This window comes from bacterium (assembly GCA_012517375.1).
Classification (GTDB): Bacteria; Hydrothermota; Tepidihabitantia; order B3-TA06; family B3-TA06; genus JAAYVC01.
Genome location: JAAYVC010000042.1, coordinates 1 through 15,876 on the forward strand (window position 1 = coordinate 1; position 15,876 = coordinate 15,876).

21 protein-coding genes are annotated in these 15,876 nt (G+C 46.4%); all 21 read left to right on the forward strand.

All coding sequences use genetic code 11. The features are described from left to right. On the forward strand, positions 1-156 hold a 156-nt coding region (locus GX441_05130; GenBank protein NLI98028.1), incomplete at its 5' end, for a hypothetical protein. A 123-nt stretch (positions 157-279) separates the two neighbouring features. After that, the gene (locus GX441_05135; protein NLI98029.1) at positions 280-2,331 is read left to right on the forward strand and encodes a S9 family peptidase; all 2,052 of its coding nucleotides are present in this window, start codon (positions 280-282) and stop codon (positions 2,329-2,331) included. A gap of 58 nt (positions 2,332-2,389) precedes the next feature. Then, positions 2,390-3,289, forward strand: coding sequence for a DUF2156 domain-containing protein (locus GX441_05140; GenBank protein ID NLI98030.1), 900 nt, complete (start codon positions 2,390-2,392; stop codon positions 3,287-3,289). 209 nt (positions 3,290-3,498) lie between these two features. Then, positions 3,499-3,783: a glutaredoxin family protein gene (locus GX441_05145; GenBank protein NLI98031.1), complete on the forward strand. Its 285-nt coding sequence runs from the start codon at positions 3,499-3,501 to the stop codon at positions 3,781-3,783. Continuing rightward, positions 3,780-4,298, forward strand: a complete 519-nt coding sequence (locus tag GX441_05150) for a ferredoxin:glutaredoxin reductase (protein ID NLI98032.1) — start codon at positions 3,780-3,782, stop codon at positions 4,296-4,298. Before GX441_05145 ends, GX441_05150 begins: the two co-directional genes overlap by 4 nt. A gap of 87 nt (positions 4,299-4,385) precedes the next feature. After that, the gene (locus GX441_05155; protein NLI98033.1) at positions 4,386-5,201 is read left to right on the forward strand and encodes a class I SAM-dependent methyltransferase; all 816 of its coding nucleotides are present in this window, start codon (positions 4,386-4,388) and stop codon (positions 5,199-5,201) included. Positions 5,202-5,275: 74 nt separating this feature from the next. Then, the gene (locus GX441_05160) at positions 5,276-5,983 is read left to right on the forward strand and encodes a hypothetical protein (protein ID NLI98034.1); all 708 of its coding nucleotides are present in this window, start codon (positions 5,276-5,278) and stop codon (positions 5,981-5,983) included. 65 nt (positions 5,984-6,048) lie between these two features. Further along, the gene (locus GX441_05165; GenBank protein NLI98035.1) at positions 6,049-6,507 is read left to right on the forward strand and encodes a hypothetical protein; all 459 of its coding nucleotides are present in this window, start codon (positions 6,049-6,051) and stop codon (positions 6,505-6,507) included. Then, positions 6,507-7,460: an alpha/beta hydrolase gene (locus tag GX441_05170; protein ID NLI98036.1), complete on the forward strand. Its 954-nt coding sequence runs from the start codon at positions 6,507-6,509 to the stop codon at positions 7,458-7,460. The genes GX441_05165 and GX441_05170 overlap by 1 nt, the downstream gene beginning before the upstream one ends. Before the next feature lie 15 nt (positions 7,461-7,475). Then, positions 7,476-8,114 carry a hypothetical protein gene (locus GX441_05175; GenBank protein ID NLI98037.1) on the forward strand — a complete coding sequence of 213 codons (639 nt, stop codon included), beginning with the start codon at positions 7,476-7,478 and terminating at the stop codon, positions 8,112-8,114. A 2-nt stretch (positions 8,115-8,116) separates the two neighbouring features. Next, positions 8,117-9,109 carry a DUF5009 domain-containing protein gene (locus GX441_05180; GenBank protein ID NLI98038.1) on the forward strand — a complete coding sequence of 331 codons (993 nt, stop codon included), beginning with the start codon at positions 8,117-8,119 and terminating at the stop codon, positions 9,107-9,109. 280 nt (positions 9,110-9,389) lie between these two features. Beyond that, positions 9,390-9,833 carry a DUF3795 domain-containing protein gene (locus tag GX441_05185; protein ID NLI98039.1) on the forward strand — a complete coding sequence of 148 codons (444 nt, stop codon included), beginning with the start codon at positions 9,390-9,392 and terminating at the stop codon, positions 9,831-9,833. A gap of 8 nt (positions 9,834-9,841) precedes the next feature. Next, positions 9,842-10,318: a DUF3795 domain-containing protein gene (locus GX441_05190; protein NLI98040.1), complete on the forward strand. Its 477-nt coding sequence runs from the start codon at positions 9,842-9,844 to the stop codon at positions 10,316-10,318. Positions 10,319-10,337: 19 nt separating this feature from the next. Further along, entirely contained in the window at positions 10,338-10,814 is a 477-nt protein-coding gene (locus GX441_05195; GenBank protein NLI98041.1) for a DUF3795 domain-containing protein, read from the forward strand. Between the two features lie 112 nt (positions 10,815-10,926). Then, on the forward strand, positions 10,927-11,868 hold the full coding sequence (locus GX441_05200) for an ABC transporter ATP-binding protein (GenBank protein ID NLI98042.1): 942 nt from the start codon (positions 10,927-10,929) through the stop codon (positions 11,866-11,868). Then, positions 11,855-12,679 (forward strand): ABC transporter permease subunit, encoded by an 825-nt coding sequence (locus GX441_05205; protein ID NLI98043.1) that lies wholly within the window; start codon positions 11,855-11,857, stop codon positions 12,677-12,679. Before GX441_05200 ends, GX441_05205 begins: the two co-directional genes overlap by 14 nt. Positions 12,680-12,750: 71 nt before the next feature. Then, positions 12,751-13,341: a hypothetical protein gene (locus tag GX441_05210; protein ID NLI98044.1), complete on the forward strand. Its 591-nt coding sequence runs from the start codon at positions 12,751-12,753 to the stop codon at positions 13,339-13,341. Between the two features lie 79 nt (positions 13,342-13,420). Next, a complete protein-coding gene (locus tag GX441_05215; GenBank protein NLI98045.1) occupies positions 13,421-13,846 on the forward strand; it encodes a hypothetical protein in 426 nt (141 codons plus the stop codon). Between the two features lie 122 nt (positions 13,847-13,968). Continuing rightward, a complete protein-coding gene (locus GX441_05220; protein ID NLI98046.1) occupies positions 13,969-15,138 on the forward strand; it encodes an FprA family A-type flavoprotein in 1,170 nt (389 codons plus the stop codon). A 285-nt stretch (positions 15,139-15,423) separates the two neighbouring features. Further along, the gene (locus tag GX441_05225; protein NLI98047.1) at positions 15,424-15,567 is read left to right on the forward strand and encodes a DUF488 family protein; all 144 of its coding nucleotides are present in this window, start codon (positions 15,424-15,426) and stop codon (positions 15,565-15,567) included. 3 nt (positions 15,568-15,570) lie between these two features. Beyond that, a partial coding sequence (locus tag GX441_05230) for a cupin domain-containing protein (GenBank protein NLI98048.1) occupies positions 15,571-15,876 on the forward strand: 306 nt, incomplete at its 3' end.

A 15,876-nucleotide genomic window follows, 5' to 3' on the forward strand; every position in this document is an offset into this window, starting at 1 on the left:
AGGATTTTTGCGGGCCCTACCCTCAATGTCTGGAACTCTGCCCAGTTTGACGGAGAGACCATTCCGTCCTTCGGTCTCTTCCTGGGGGATTATGACGGCCAGAATTTCTACACAGATATCTGGCTTGGATTCTCACTCGGTATTGAAGTATTCTAGTCCAAAAAAAACGAAAAGAGGCCTGTAGTAATTTCTTGAGATTTTAGAGCTTGACACAATCGGCATAAGGCTTATATTAGGTTCATTGTTGCGCGAGGATTAAAAAACGACTTAGGAGGATTTGTGGCACAAAGAAAGCGTTTTATTCAAGCTGAAGACCTTTATGATTTCGAACTTATATCGGGTAATCAACTATCACCTGACGGCAGATGGGTAGTCTACTCAAAACTGCGAGTCGACAGAAGGACAGAGAAGAAATATTCCAACCTCTGGCTGGTTTCGACCGAAAGAGGGACGCCGATGCAGTTCACGCACGGCAATCAATCGGACAGCACACCAAGATGGTCGCCGGATGGGAAATACATAGCCTTTATTTCCAACCGAGGTAACGAAAGACAGCCTCAGATATATATAATGCCTCTCACTGGAGGCGAGGCTCGTCAGTGTACGAACCTTGAAGGCGCTATTGGTTCATTCGAATGGTCGCCCGACGGTAAGTCGTTCGCGCTTATGTTCCGCAAGAAGGACACAGAGATTGCCGAGCTTGAGAAGGACGAGCGCAAGAAGAAACTGGGCATCGTCGCCCGACATTTCACAAGGGTTTTCTTCAAGGATAATGACGAAGGCTTTCTTCCTAAGGAACACTGGCACATCTGGACAGTTGACGCGAAAACCGGTAAAGCGCAGCAGCTTACCGAAGGTGATTTCTACGACGAATTCTCGCCTCAATTTTTTCAAGACTCAAGACGTATCATCTTCTGTTCAAACCGTTCAAAGGATCCTGATTTCGACATTGACGCTATTGACCTCTACACGATATCTGCAAGAGGCGGAAAACTCAATAAGATCCCTACGCCTTACGGATTCAAGACTTCTCCTGTTTTTTCTCCGGATGGAAAATGGATAGCTTATGTGGGCAAGGAAGGACGCGGTCAGTGGTGGAAGCAAACCCGCATGTGGGTGGTTGCATCCGACGGAAATGGCAAGGCGCGTTCACTTACCGCAAGACACGATTTCAACGTTTCTGCATGGACAATTAACGACATGGGCCACATAGAACAGTCGCCGCCTTCGTGGTCTCCTGATTCCCGAAAATTATATTTCCAGGTCGCCCACCACGGCTCGACGCTTCTTAGATCCGTTGATCTATCGGGTAGAGTCGAGGATATAATAAATTGGCAGGGCGTCGTAGGCGCATTCCAGTTCGACAGAAGCGGGGAGAAACTCTCTTTCTTTTTTGGTAACATGTTCGATCCAGGGCAGCTCTGGTTCAAGGATTCGAAGAAAGATAAACCAAGAAAACTAACAAATGTCAATAAGAAAATACTGGGAACAACCAATTTCGGCAAAGTAGAGGAAGTTTGGTTCCGCGACGCCGATAACACCATGGACCTCCAGGGCTGGATTATCCACCCGCCCGATTTCGACCCCAAAAAGAAGTATCCCTCCATCCTGGAGATTCACGGCGGGCCCAGAGTGCCTTATGGAAATTTCATGATGCACGAGTTCTTCTTCCTTGCGGCGCAGGGCTACGTTGTCTACTTTTCAAACCCGCGCGGCGGTCAGGGCTATGGAGAGAAACACTCGAAGGCTATATGGAACGACTGGGGGAACAAGGATTATCTTGATATTATGAAGTGGGCTGACATCGTGTCCAAGAGACCTTATATCGACCGTAAGAAGATGGGGGTTACCGGCGGTTCATACGGCGGATATATGACCAACTGGATTATCGGTCATACCGACCGCTTTGCTGCAGCTGTTACCCAGCGCTCAGTGTCAAACCTTATATCAATGTGGGGATCTTCTGACGGCAACTGGGTTTTCGAGCTGGAATTCGGTGAAAAACCGCCTTTCGAAAATTTCAAAAACTACTGGCGACAATCTCCGATAGCCTATATTGGAAAAGCCAAAACTCCCACACTGGTCATTCACTCTGAAAATGACTTCCGCTGTGATACTGAGCAAGGAGAGCAGGTTTTTGTCGCCTTGAAACGACTTGGTGTTCCTGCGGAGATGGTGCGTTTCCCTGATGAGACGCACGAGCTTTCAAGGTCCGGTCGAACCGACCGCAGAATTGCCAGACTCAACCACATACTTCGATGGTTTGAAATCTACTTGAAAGGCAGGAAAGAACACCCAAAAGATTCTGCGGCTAAGCCAAAGAAAAAGTAGTTGTTAAGACTGTCAATATATCAGTCAATAGATGATAAAAAAATTGTAGCGGAGAACTATGTATCCGGAATTTCCAGCATTCAAGCCGTTGAATATCGAGGATCGTGAATTCATATCCTCGTTATTAAAGGATTATAAACCTGTTACTTCCGAGCTAAGCTTTACGAACTTTTATATCTGGAGAGAGAATTATAAATTTCAATGGTCAGTATATTCCGGCAACCTCCTTATATCAGCCAGATCAGAATCCGGAGAGCTTTACGGATTTCCGCCTGTCGGTTTCGGACCAAAAACAGAAGCCGTACTCATGTTCTTCAGATGGATGCAGGAGTTGGGAATAGAAAACCCGCGAATTGAGAGAGCGGACTTACGCCTGGTTGACGAACTCAGGGATTCGCCTCTTTTCGAGATCTCGCCGCAACGCCATCATTTTGATTACGTCTATCTTCGGGAGGCGCTGGCAACGCTTCCCGGGAACAAATACCACTCGAAGAAGAATCATATTAACGCTTTCAAGAAGAACTACGAATTTCGCTTTGAGCAACTTGGCTTACGCCATATCAAATCCTGCCTTGATATGGCAGAAACCTGGTGTACGCTAAGACGGTGCGAGGACGATCTGAGTCTTATGGAAGAATGGAATGCCGTTCGCGAAGCTCTCATGAATTACGAAAACTTAAATCTAGTAGGCGGTGTAATCACAATAGATGGAAAGGTTGAAGCCTTTTCTCTTGGAGAGTTTTTGAACGAAAGTACTGTGGTCGTGCACATTGAGAAAGCGAATGCGGAGATTAGAGGTCTTTATGCACTCATCAATCAGCAGTGCGCGGAACATGTCTGGGGAAACGCTTTGTTTATCAATCGGGAACAGGATTTAGGGGATGATGGTCTAAGGCAGGCAAAGCTTTCGTATCATCCGGAAAAGCTTATTGAGAAATATTCAATAAAAATGGCATGATATCCTAGACTAAACTTCGCTTGTGCATTTAAGTCACATTAATACCTATAAATCTGTTGACAAGATGCAGCGCGTTTTTCGTTTTCGCGGTCGTATTCCTTTTGCTTACCACGTTATCGCTAAAAAGGTATAAAAGATAGCAAAACTTGACATGTTTGAAGTTTATACTATAGTTGATAAATCGAAAGATGGAAAAAGGAGATTAATTCATGGATATTAAACATATAGAAGGAGAAAAAAAGAGCAAGATACTCCTTTACGCTCTTAGTACTTGCGGCTGGTGCAGAAAAACAAAAACCATCCTTAACGAGCTTGGTATCGAGTATTATTACATAGATGTTGATCTTCTCTCACCAGATGAGAAAGATAAGGTTACCGAAGAAGTAAAGAAGTATAATCCTGCGTGCACTTTCCCGACAATCGTTATCAACGACGGAGAGCGTTCCATAAGAGGTTTCAAGGAAGATGAAATAAGACAATTGGCGGATAGATGAACGCCACCAACAGGGTTACGCAAGATAATATAGTCAAGATTTACGAAAGACTCAACCGGGAAGCGGAGGAGGGGGGATACCATCTCAATCCGGATATTGAATTCACAAAGATGCTTGTAGAAGGTCTCATAACTAACGAAATTCGTTATGGTTACTGGAACTGCCCGTGCAGGTTGGCCACCGGCATTAAAGAAGAAGACGTTGATATAATATGTCCGTGTGATTACAGGGACGCTGATCTTAGTGAATACGGCTCCTGCTATTGCGCGCTTTACGTTACCAGCTCAATCCTTAAGGGCGAGAAAAAGCCCGAGTCCATACCGGAACGCAGGCCGGCAAGGGAGGAACGCCAGCAATTCAAGAAACCAAAGACCGGCGACAATCTTTCGCAGATTTCCTTGTCCAAACCAGTCTGGCGCTGCAAGGTGTGCGGCTACCTTTGCGCTCGCGACGAGCCGCCAGAGGTTTGTCCCATCTGCAAGGCAAAAAAAGAGCGTTTCGAGAGATTCATTTAGTGCACCTTTTGGAAGCACGCACAAGAGCTGAGCGAAATCAAGAGCAATATCATGTTGACATGTATGGAGATTCCTTCAAAATAGATTATGGAGAACAACAATAAACGAAGACCTCAAAAAAAGAGCCCGGTGAGTCGACTTTACGATAATCCTCTCTATTACGAGATTGCCTTTTCGTTCCGCGACATTGCGAAGGAGGTTGACGTTTTCGAAGAGTGTATACGGCAGTACTCACAAGTACCTGTTAAATCAATACTTGAACTTGCATGCGGACAGGCTCCGCATCTTGGGGAGATTACTAAGAGGAGATACAGGTATACGGGGATTGATATTTCCTCAAAAATGCTTGATTTCGCTCGGAAAAGAATCCTGCAAAATATGAAAGCAGAACTCGTCGAAGCCGACATCCTTGATTTCTCCCTCGATAGGAAGTTCGATTTCGTCTTTATCCTTCTTGGGTCGCTGTATGTCAGAAGCTCTGAAGACATAGACAGCCACTTTGATTGTGTCGGTCGAATTTTAAGAAAAGGCGGTCTCTACTTCCTTGACTGGTGCGTTGAGTTTGATCCTGTAGCATCCAAGAATACCGAAGATACATGGGTAATTGAACATGATGGTATCAAAGTTAAAACTTGCGTTTCGTACGAACCTTTAAGCAATGTCGAGCAGACATTCATTGAAACGATATCCCTCGACGTCAGCGACAAAGGCAAAAGGCTTGTTTTTGAGGATAAATCAGTGCGCAGGGTTATATATCCCGGAGAGTTTTTGAGAATAATTGAAGCGCGCAAGGATTTCGAGTTCATAGGCTGGTGGAACAACTGGGACTTCGAATATCCGTTAAGGGCATGGCCTTCATCTATTCCGATATCCAGGCCTATTACCCTTATCCGCCGCAAGTGATTCCTTTAATATTGACAAACCCATGATTTCCGGATAGAGTCATACATAAACGAGTTTTACCCAAGGAGGTTTTCGTGACAAAAATGTTAGTCACGGTGTTAGTCGCACTTTTGTTTTTTACTGCCTGCAATCCAAAACCTGAACCGATGCATGTGCATTTTATGCATCAGTCGACGGGCGGAAACATAATCGATGATCACGATGGAGTCTCCGAACACCCTGATCCCGATTACGGCCTTAAGACCCTTCTTGAGAACGCAGGATATACGTTCACAGACAACTGGATGGATGACTCCTATCCCGCTTCCATAGCCGGATACATCGCAAACGGCGGCTCAAACTTTCCGTATAACGCCAAAGCTGCAGGCGTACTCCTTTTCAAATCATGCTACTATCCTATTGACGGTCTTACATCTGATGACGCGCTCAAAGAGTGGGAACAGGCGTATCTTGATGAGATAATCCCATACGCAGTAAATCATCCCGACCAGATTCTTGTTGCGATGCCTGCAGTGCCCTACCGTAAGGACGATTGCGCTAAGGAAAACCACGACCGCGCTCGCGCCTGGGCCAACTGGCTTAAGACCGATTTCATAGATTCCTGCCGCACTCATGGTGCGAATAACGTCAAAAGCTTCGATCTCTTTGACATTTGGGCATATCCCGACAGCAACTGGCGCAGGGCGGAGTATTGTCAGTCCGACGATCCTCATCCAAACTCATACGCTTCGCTCGTGATGGCCGACTCAATTGCGGCGTTTGTCGAGGAATTGAGCAAGTAATTTGTTGATTCTCAAGCGTAGGGGCCTACCTTCAGGTCGGCCAGGAAAGGTCAAAGAGTGATTTCATGGCTAGCAATCCAATTCTTTCACTTCACAGATATTTTGTCTGGGCAGATCGAATGCGGGTGCATTTCAAGGGCCTTATTGACTCTGAGGGCAAGGATGACTCGAAGTCATCAGTCTCAAATGCCTTTGCTTACCCCTACATGGCTTATTGGTACGCGGGCCTTTATGTAGTTATTGAGGGTTGGCAGGAATTGAAGCTTTCAGACGAAAAGATAGATGTCCTGCTTCACTCTGAAAATGCAGAGTTATTAAAGCGATTTCGAAACGGAGTTTCAAAGGGACTATTTCGACAACCGGTTTATGGATTTCATGCAGAAGCAATGGGATGCAATCTCATGGGTCTACGAATTGAGAAAGGAGCTAAGCAGATACTTTTTGGATTGGTTCAAGTCAAATGGGTCAAAACAAAATTACGGGCCGACCTGAAGGTCGGCCCCTACGAGGTAGTAGATAGATAATGGAAATGAAACTCGAACCAATAACTCGTCAATCAAACGGGTTGAGTTACATTTACTCTCCCGAAGGTTTCTGGGAAGAAGGAGAATCCGGGAAAAAGTTCTGGCCTGCCTGCGATTATCCAAAAACGAAAAAAAGGTTTGTCGAAAAAGACCAAACAATCTTCTGGGTAGAACAAGAGGGGGAGGGACCACCACTTGTTCTTGTCCACGGAGGACCTGGAGTCGATCACAGGTACTTCCATCCTTGCCTCTTTTCCCTTGCCGAAAAACGCAGACTGATCTACTACGATTTGAGGGCACACGGTATGTCACCCGAATCTTCTCCAGCCAGACCGCATGGTGTGATGCAAGATGCGGATGATCTCGATACCTTGAGGCTTGCGCTGGGGCTTGAGCGAATAGACTTGCTCGGTCACTCATATGGCGGACTTGTTATCCTCGCTTATGCCCAGAAGCGCCCCAGAAATGCCGGAAGCCTTATCCTTGCGAGCGTCCCTTTGGGCGAGACCGAAGAGGAGATAGACAGGCGCATTGAATTGGCACCCATTACCAAAAAGATGCAGGAGGCTGGATCCGAGGATGAGTACGACAAGCTCTACTACGAATTTTATTATCACAAACCGCCGCCGCCCGATGTCGTACGCTACAACAAACTTTCGATGGAATCATATAATATCGAAAAGAACAAAGCCCTGCTCAAATCCTATGAGAGCGACAATATCTCTCTCGACTATAAAGGTATCTTTACAGCACTTGCAGTTCCCGTACTAATCATCGCAGGAAAGCATGATTTGATAGTCAATATTGAAGCGATTAGAGAAGTGATTGTTTGCTCCGATATCGTCGACTTCAAGGTATATGAAGAGAGCGGACATGACCCTTTTGTGGACGAACATGAGAGGTTTACGAGTGATGTCAGCGAATTCCTTTCAAGAACTGACCGGGATCATTAAGTCTCAAAGGTACAGATGAACTGCTTTTCGTACGCATGGGGAATTATTGCAAATCCGGTCAAAACCATACGCCGGCTTAACGATGACCCGAAGCGCCTTCTCTACGGTTTCTTCGGAGTCCTCACTCTCGGCGTGCTTTATGCGGCGACCGCATTAATCCTCTGGTCGCGCGGCATCGGTGTGGAATCCAACTGGATACGCATCCCTTGCGAGCAGCACTACCTCTGGCAGGGATTCTTCAATCTTCCAGTTTCCATTGCCGGAGGGCTCTTGACGTCCAGCGTTATCTACCTCATCATGCCCCGTAACACCCGTAACACCGCTAATACCTGTAAAAAAAGCTTTAGCGAATTCCTTGACAATGACAAATTCGATGACGTACTTGCGGCGGTCGGACTTCCATACGGAATCCTCGTCCTGCCCTTGATGTGGCTTCCCGAAACTCTAGTCGCGATATTCTGGCCTTCCTTATGGACTACACCTGTATGGAAAATAGTATCTCTTTTCAGGGTCGGTTTTGGCAGTCTTTGGGTACTTATGAGTATCATCATTGCGGTGAAGGAGACTTGTAAGCCATCTTGGGCCCGAGCAGTCTTCGTTGGCTTGGTTGGTATGATTGCCGGACTTGCGCTAAGCATCGTATTCATAAGATAAATATGGAAGAAATAGGGCGAAAAGAATCTCAATCGCTGGTTGTTTCCCTGTCGTCAGTTAAACAAAGAATTGCATCGCTTGATCTTTTGCGGGGGCTTGCCATATTTCTTATGGTTATCGTAAATTCTCTCTTCGATTACACGGCAATTCCCTCATGGCTTAAACACGCTCCATGGAATGGGTACACGCTATCCGACTTAGTCGCACCTATGTTTCTTTTTTCCATCGGAATCTCCTACAGCCTTTCTTTTAACAAGCGAATGAAGACCCAGGGTGCTTTAAGAACAATCTTCCACTTTATCTTGCGCTATGTGATACTTTTCTGTTTCGGGTTCTTCGGTGAGTGGGTGGTTCTAGGTAAGATAGGTTGGGGAGTCCTAACGATGATTGGAGCAGTAGGTATCTACTCTCTCGCGTTTATGTTCTTAAAACCACTTCCTCGTGTCGTACTCAGCGTCATACCCTTCATCACTTACGAGATTCTCGTATACTTCAGAGTTCCTATCGTTTTATTCGTGGATGGAGGGCTTGGCGGGCCGGCAGCTACCGTAGCCTGGGGATTCATCGTCATAGCCGCGTCCTCTACAGGCAACTGGATTCACGATAAAGCTCAGAAAACTGTTACAGGCGTTTTAGGGATCCAGGGGGCGGTACTCACCGCACTTGGTATTGGGCTCTCTTTTCTTTTACCGTTCAACAAGCATCTGGTGTCGGCGTCATACATCGTCTTCTCTACAGGTGTGAGCGCGCTTATGATGCTTTTGTTTTACTTCCTTGCAGACATATGGAAGTGGAAGATACCGGTTCTGCCCGTCATAGGCCGCAACGCGCTCGTCATATACATCCTGAGTAACCTCCTTATCCTCGGCCTTAACGCAGTGATACCTCTCGACGCATCATTACTATGGGTAATCTTCGGGACGGCTGCGGTAACCGGAATATGCATAGGAGTGGGCTTTTTTCTTGACTGGCGTAAATGGTATATACGATTATAACCCATTAAAAACGTTGCACGTTTTTAATGGGTGCCCACATTCGAAGCCCACGAAAACACGAAGCATCTTCATGGAATCAATACTTCGACGTTGCTGAGTTTTGCTGGGAGTGTTAATATTCATCGTTGTTTAACTCTTAAAAAAAGACAACGATTGTCTCAACATTGAGCAGGATTGACAAAGTGATAATCGGGAATACTATCCTTCAGGTCATAAGAAAGGAGATTGGATGGAGACACGAAATGATTCTCACTGTGGCCTTTATTGTGGGAGTTGCCTATTGATTCTTGCTCTTAAACGCGGAAAGTTAAAAGCCTACGCAAGGCAGTGGAAGTGCGCTCCCGAGGACCTTGAGTGCTATGGATGCAGATCCGAAAAGGTATCGAAATTCTGTTCAGAATGCACCATACGCGGCTGCGCGAGGGGAAGGGGCGTAGGCTTCTGCATCGATTGCGGAGATTACCCCTGCGCCCACTTCAAGAGACTTAAGGAGCTTTCAAAGGAACGTCCGCATCTGCGGCTGCAGCCTTCTGAACTCGAAAGAGTTCGTACGATAGGCTCAGAGCAATGGCTCGAGTACCAAAGAAAGCGCTGGTCATGCCCCGAATGCGGAGAGCTGTTCGCCTGGTACGAGGATAAGTGCTGTAAATGCGGGAGAAAGGTAAAATCAAGCGTAGATGAAGTAGCGGAACTTGGTCTCTCAGAGTACCCCCTGGACATATAGAGGATTTCATGAAAGAACGTTTTGATGCGCCATGCGGTATTTATTGCGGAGCTTGTTTCGTTCTCATGGCACGCAAGCGCGGCGGTCTTGAAGAATTGGCTAGCAAGTGGAACTGTAAACCGGAGCAGCTCGTATGCTATGGGTGTAAATCAGGACAGATATCAGAATCATGCAAACCTTGCAAGATAAGACCTTGCGCTGAATCCAAAGGCTACGAGTTCTGCAACCAGTGCGATGAGTTTCCATGCAAGATGACAGCCTCATTTCCTGAACACAAAAAAATCAAACCTCACCTTGCCTTGATCTTCAAGGATCTTGAGTCGATAAGCGAGAAAGGGAAAGAAAGCTGGCTTTCAGAACAAGCTGAACGCTGGTCATGCAAGAAATGCGGAACTTCGTTTTCATGGTACGATGAAGTTTGCACTAAGTGCGGGTCAAAACTTTATAACGCTAAGGATGAGGCCGCTGATTTAGATCTTTTATAAGTGTATTTAAGGAGGAATAATGGAATTCAGATACGATAGCTTCTGTGGCCTCAACTGCGGAGCATGCCCGGTTCTTGGTGCCAACGAACGAGGAGATGAGGAATGGATAAAAAAAGCCGCAGATGAAGAGCCATGTACTGTCAATGACCTTCGCTGTCACGGATGCAAAACCGACGTGACCGCAATGTTCTGCACTGACTGCGGGATGCGTCTTTGTGCGAGAGGTAAAGGTCTGGAGTTTTGCAGCGAATGCGGCGATTTTCCTTGCCAGACAATCGCAAACTTCCGCAACGACGAAGCGCCTCATCATTCCGCTATCTTCAAGAATTTGCGCACAATCCTGGATAAAGGCGTCAAAGGCTGGCTCGCAGAAGAGGAGACGCGGTGGTCGTGTCCGGAATGCGGCACGAGGTTCTACTGGTATTCGGGGAAATGCTCCCATTGCGGCGCTGAACTCTACAACTCGGTCAAAGAAGAACCTGAACTTGATATTTAGTTATATCATTTGTCAGGGTGCGATTGTGTACTGTATGCTCTATTTCCAAATCTGAATGAATATTATTTAAGTTCCAGTTGTACTCTGAAAGAAAATGTTTGAAAGGTAAATAATGCAGGCAGTTATTGAGACAAGCAAACTCACAAAGAAGTTCGGGGATCTTATTGCAGTCGATAAACTAACCTTATCAGTAAATAAAGGAGAGGTTCTTTCGTTCCTTGGTCCGAATGGAGCAGGAAAGACGACGACCATTCGTATGCTTGCTGGAGTTATAGCGCCAACAAGCGGAGAGGCAAGGGTTGCAGGAATTCTCTTAAATAAAGAATTAGAAGGTTTGCATGAGTGCATAGGGCTTTTAACCGAGAATCCAGGGTTCTATGAAAGACTGACCGCAGCCGAAAATCTCAATTTTTTTGCACGCTTTTATCCCGGAATCGACGTAAACGCTCAAGTTTCAAAATATTTTGCTTTAATGGGATTGACTGATCGCGCAAACGATAAAGTCGGAAGATATTCAAAAGGGATGAAACAGCGACTTGCTCTGGCAAGGGCGATGCTTCACGAACCCAGAATCCTCTTCCTTGACGAACCTACTGCGGGTCTTGATCCCGAGGCTGCGCGAGAGGTGAGAGAACTTATCCGCCAGCTCAAATCGCAGGGGCGCACCATATTTCTCTGTACTCACAACCTCGAAGAAGCTGAAGAGCTATCTGACCGCATAGCATTATTTAATACAATGCTTATCGCTCTTGATAAATCGAAAAACCTCAGAAGAAGGCTTTTCGATAGGGAGGTGGTTGTAGAACTCGAGACTTTAAACGAAAGGATTCTTAAATCAGTCAGGATGCGTGCTTATGTAAAGGATGCAGTTGAAAAATCGGGCAAGCTTGCCGTAAAGCTTTTGGATTTCGACAAGAACCGACCCTTGCTGATTGAGGCGATAGTCAAGGCTGGAGGGAAGGTAAAAAGCTTTTATGAGGCCGAGCATTCTCTCGAGGAAGTATACTTGAGTCTCATGGAAGAATCGAAGGATACTAAAGATGGCAGCAGGTAGATCGTGGCGCAACATCTCAAATGTGGTTCGAAAGGAATGGCTCAACGCTTTAAGAACTCCGAATTCGGTACTCTTCATGACCCTTTTCCCGATTCTCATCACGGTGCAGGTTCTTTTTGTCATCTGGCTCGTTGTAAGCATTGCCGGGCCTGAGGCGCTTTCAACAACCATATTCCACGAGGGGGTTCAGAAACTTGCACGGATTACTCCTGCCGTTACATCCCTTTCTCCGATTGATAGATTCAAACTCTTTTTTTATTCGCTCATGCCTTTGTACATACTTCTTATCCCTGCGATGGTCGCAAACGGGCTTGCCACCTTCTCCATAATCGAGGAAAAACAAACAGGCACGCTTGAACCGCTTCTTGCGACGCCTGTCAAGACCTGGGAGCTTCTTATAGCAAAAGCGCTTTACGGTGCGATTCCTGCTGTACTTGTTACATGGATATGTGCAGTGCTGTTCCTTGCCGGGGTAGCGATCATCGGTCCTGTATCACTGCTGCATCTTGTTGTCTCTCTTGAGTTTGTATTATCCTTGATTCTTGTAGTGCCTTTAGTTACTTTGCTGAGTTTCCTTGTAGGGGTTATAGGTTCTTCTCGCGCGCGCGATGCAAAAGGCGCCCAGAACTTGGCGATACTCATTGTGCTTCCATTGTTTGGAATCGTCGCAATTCAGCTTCTTGGCATTCTGGTGTTTAAGCCGATTATGATTATTCTGCTATCCGTAGCAATTCTTCTTATCGATATTCTTGTTTTGAGGCTGGCTGTAAGGCTTTTCCATAGGGAGTCAATAATTACAAAGTGGAAGTAGAGGTTTCTTAAGTTTTCCTACTTGACGACTAGGATTTTTGTTCTATAATAATGGGTTAAAAAGGATGGAAAATGAAAAGCAAAATCCAGTTGATCTTTTCAATTTTTCTTTTATCTTTTGTGTATGCGCATAAGCCTTTGGAGGATAATGTCAAATCTTCTGATTACAGGAATGCCTTAAAAATAGAAAATCCTGATGTTTCCTATGTCGTTTATCACGAAGTTAGTGATTCTCATCCCCGTATCTGGCTCAGGCTTGAAGCTGAGAAGGATTACAGGTTGTATATCAGCTTGGGTGTACCTGTAATCAACCGACTCAAGAACTATAGACCCGCCGTTGCATTGGTCGGACCAGGTTTGCCTGAGTCAAAGCTTCCATTCAAGATACCGCCAAGTTCAGGCGCAATCTTATTTGAAACCGATTCAATAATTAATCCTGAGTTTTTTCATGAACCAATCACGAATACGGATTCATGGATTTATATCAAGAAATGGATAACTCTTCCACAATCAGGCACTTACTACATAGTCGGATACCACCCTAAAGATGAACCAGGCAAATTATGGGTAGCTCCAGGGACGAAGGAGCAGTGGGGTATTGGTGATATTTTCAGACTTCCTTCCATAATAAAGCCTGTAAGGCAGTTTCACGAGGTTTATTGACGCCTCCACATGAGTCGTCATTCAGAATTGTTTCGATCTTATTGATCGTGAACTGCTATTGAGTACAATCCGGTTTAATATGACGGCATTGTGGCAGAGGATTTGCTTTATTTCCGGTGGAATTATCTCCGTGGGATTCGGCTTATGGCATCTTTTCGTGCCGTATTTGTACAAATGGAAATCTTACATGGGTGATGCACCTGAAGAACTCCTGCGGGCAGTGATGGCGACCAACTTCTTCATGGGGTTATCGCTCGCCATTCTAGGCGCAATTACTATCCTCCTTTCTATCCGTTTTTATCAACACTTGTCCTTTGTAAGAATCTGGATGCTTGTCATGTCTGGTCTATGGTTGGTCAGGGTGATTTATCAGGTTGTATCTCCACAGGGCAGGATGATACCGGGGCTGAGCTGGATAATGCTTTGCGCATTTATTCTAACTTCATTGTTATTCCTGATTCCGGCAATCAGTAGTCTCATACATGTATCAAATAAGCCCGACTAAAGAGTGGCGTTGTTACCTTCTCCCTGTTTCTTTTCATACGAAAAAGGGTTGACACACCGAGTTCCTTGCCTATAATATTAAATGTCTATATAAATAATAGGAAAACTAAAGGAGGTAATTTGTTGAAATCTAGAGAGATAAACGACAGAATTGCGTGGTTTGGAACCATAGATTGGGATAGAAGATTGTTTGATTCATTAATCCCATTGCCTGACGGCACCAGTTACAACGCATATCTCGTCAGAGGCTCGGAGAAGACGGTTCTCATAGACACGACTGATCCACCTTTCTCGCATGAGTTCTTGAAACAGCTCAAGGACGTCTCCAGGCTCGATTACGTCATCTCCCATCACGCCGAGCAGGACCACTCCGGCTCACTCCCGCACGTTCTCGAAAAATACCCCGACGCGAAGCTTTTGTGCTCAACCAAAGCCAAGCCCATGCTTTTGGATCTCCTGGGCATCAATGAGGAGCGTTTTAAAACAGTCGAGGACGGCGAGGAGCTTTCACTGGGCGACATGACCTTGAAGTTCATCTATACACCTTGGGTGCATTGGCCGGAGACGATGGTTACGTATCTCAAGGAAGAAAAGATTCTCTTCTCATGTGACTTTTTCGGCTCTCATATAGCGTCTTCAGAACTTTACGTTACCGATGAAGGCAGAGTGTACGAGGCTGCCAAGCGCTACTTCGCGGAGATAATGATGCCGTTCCGGACAATAATCCAGAAAAACCTTGAAAAGCTTGCTCCGTATAAGATTGAGATGATTGCGCCGAGTCACGGTCCCATCTATAAGAACCCGGAGTTCATCATCTCCGCCTACAGGGAATGGGTTTCGGATACGCCGAAGAACATGGTCGTGATACCATACGTCTCAATGCACGAGAGCACCCGCCAGATGGTTTCCTACCTGGTCTCGGCACTAATAGAGAGAGGAATAGGCGTTCAACAGTTCGACGTCCCTGGCTCCGACATAGGCAAGATTGCCATGTCGCTCGTGGACGCTGCAACCGTTGTCGTTGCGACTCCCACCGTTCTCGCAGGCCCTCACCCCGCCGCCGCTTATGCGACGTTTCTTGCAAACGCGCTGAAGCCTAAGACTAAATACCTCGCGATAATAGGCTCCTTCGGCTGGGGCGGAAAGACCGTCGAAATACTCTCAAACATGATACCGAACCTCAAGGTCGAGGTTCTTGGCACCGTGCTCGCTAAGGGGCTTGCAACCGAGGCAGACTATAAAGCGCTTGACGAACTTGCGGATAAGATAGCGGCCAAGCATAAAGGGTTGTGAAAAACCCCGGTAAATGCAGCACCCTTTTTGCAGAGAGCCCGCAGGATAAATGCAAATAGCTGGACAAAAAAACAGCCTATTTCGAGATGGTAAGACTCAAGAGAGTATACTATAAACAGCGTGCCGACAAGCGCTTACGCATTATTGTTGGCGCGCGGTGTCACGAAGGAGAAGGCCAGGATTGACCTGCGGCTCAAGGACGATGCGCCCTCAGATGAGTTTCGCAAATGATTTGACCACGACCCGGATGATTAGGCGGAGTTCAAACACCGCTACGCGAAGGAACTGGACGCCAATAAAGAGTCGCTAAAGCCGCTCCTCGAATTGATTGAGAAGGTTAATCGTGCTTTTCTTTACGCGGCAAAGGACGAGGAGCGCAACAATGCGGTCGCGCTCAAAACATATCTAGAGCATAAACTATCGGAGTGATTCATGGATAATAAAAAGAATGGCGAGGTGCGCGAGTTATGCGGGATGATAGACTACCAGGAGGGAGCGGTTGTCTCAAAGACGATAATCAAGAAAGAGACGGGTACAGTCACGCTCTTCGCGTTCGACGAGGGTCAGGGGCTTTCGGAACACACCGCGCCCTTCGACGCGCTCGTTTACGTGCCTGAAGGAAACGTCAAGATTCGTATCTCTGGCAAGCCGCACGAACTCGGAGCAGGCCAGACAATCATCATGCCTGCCGGTCAGCCGCACTCGCTGAAGGCGCTGACAAGGTTCAAGATGATGCTC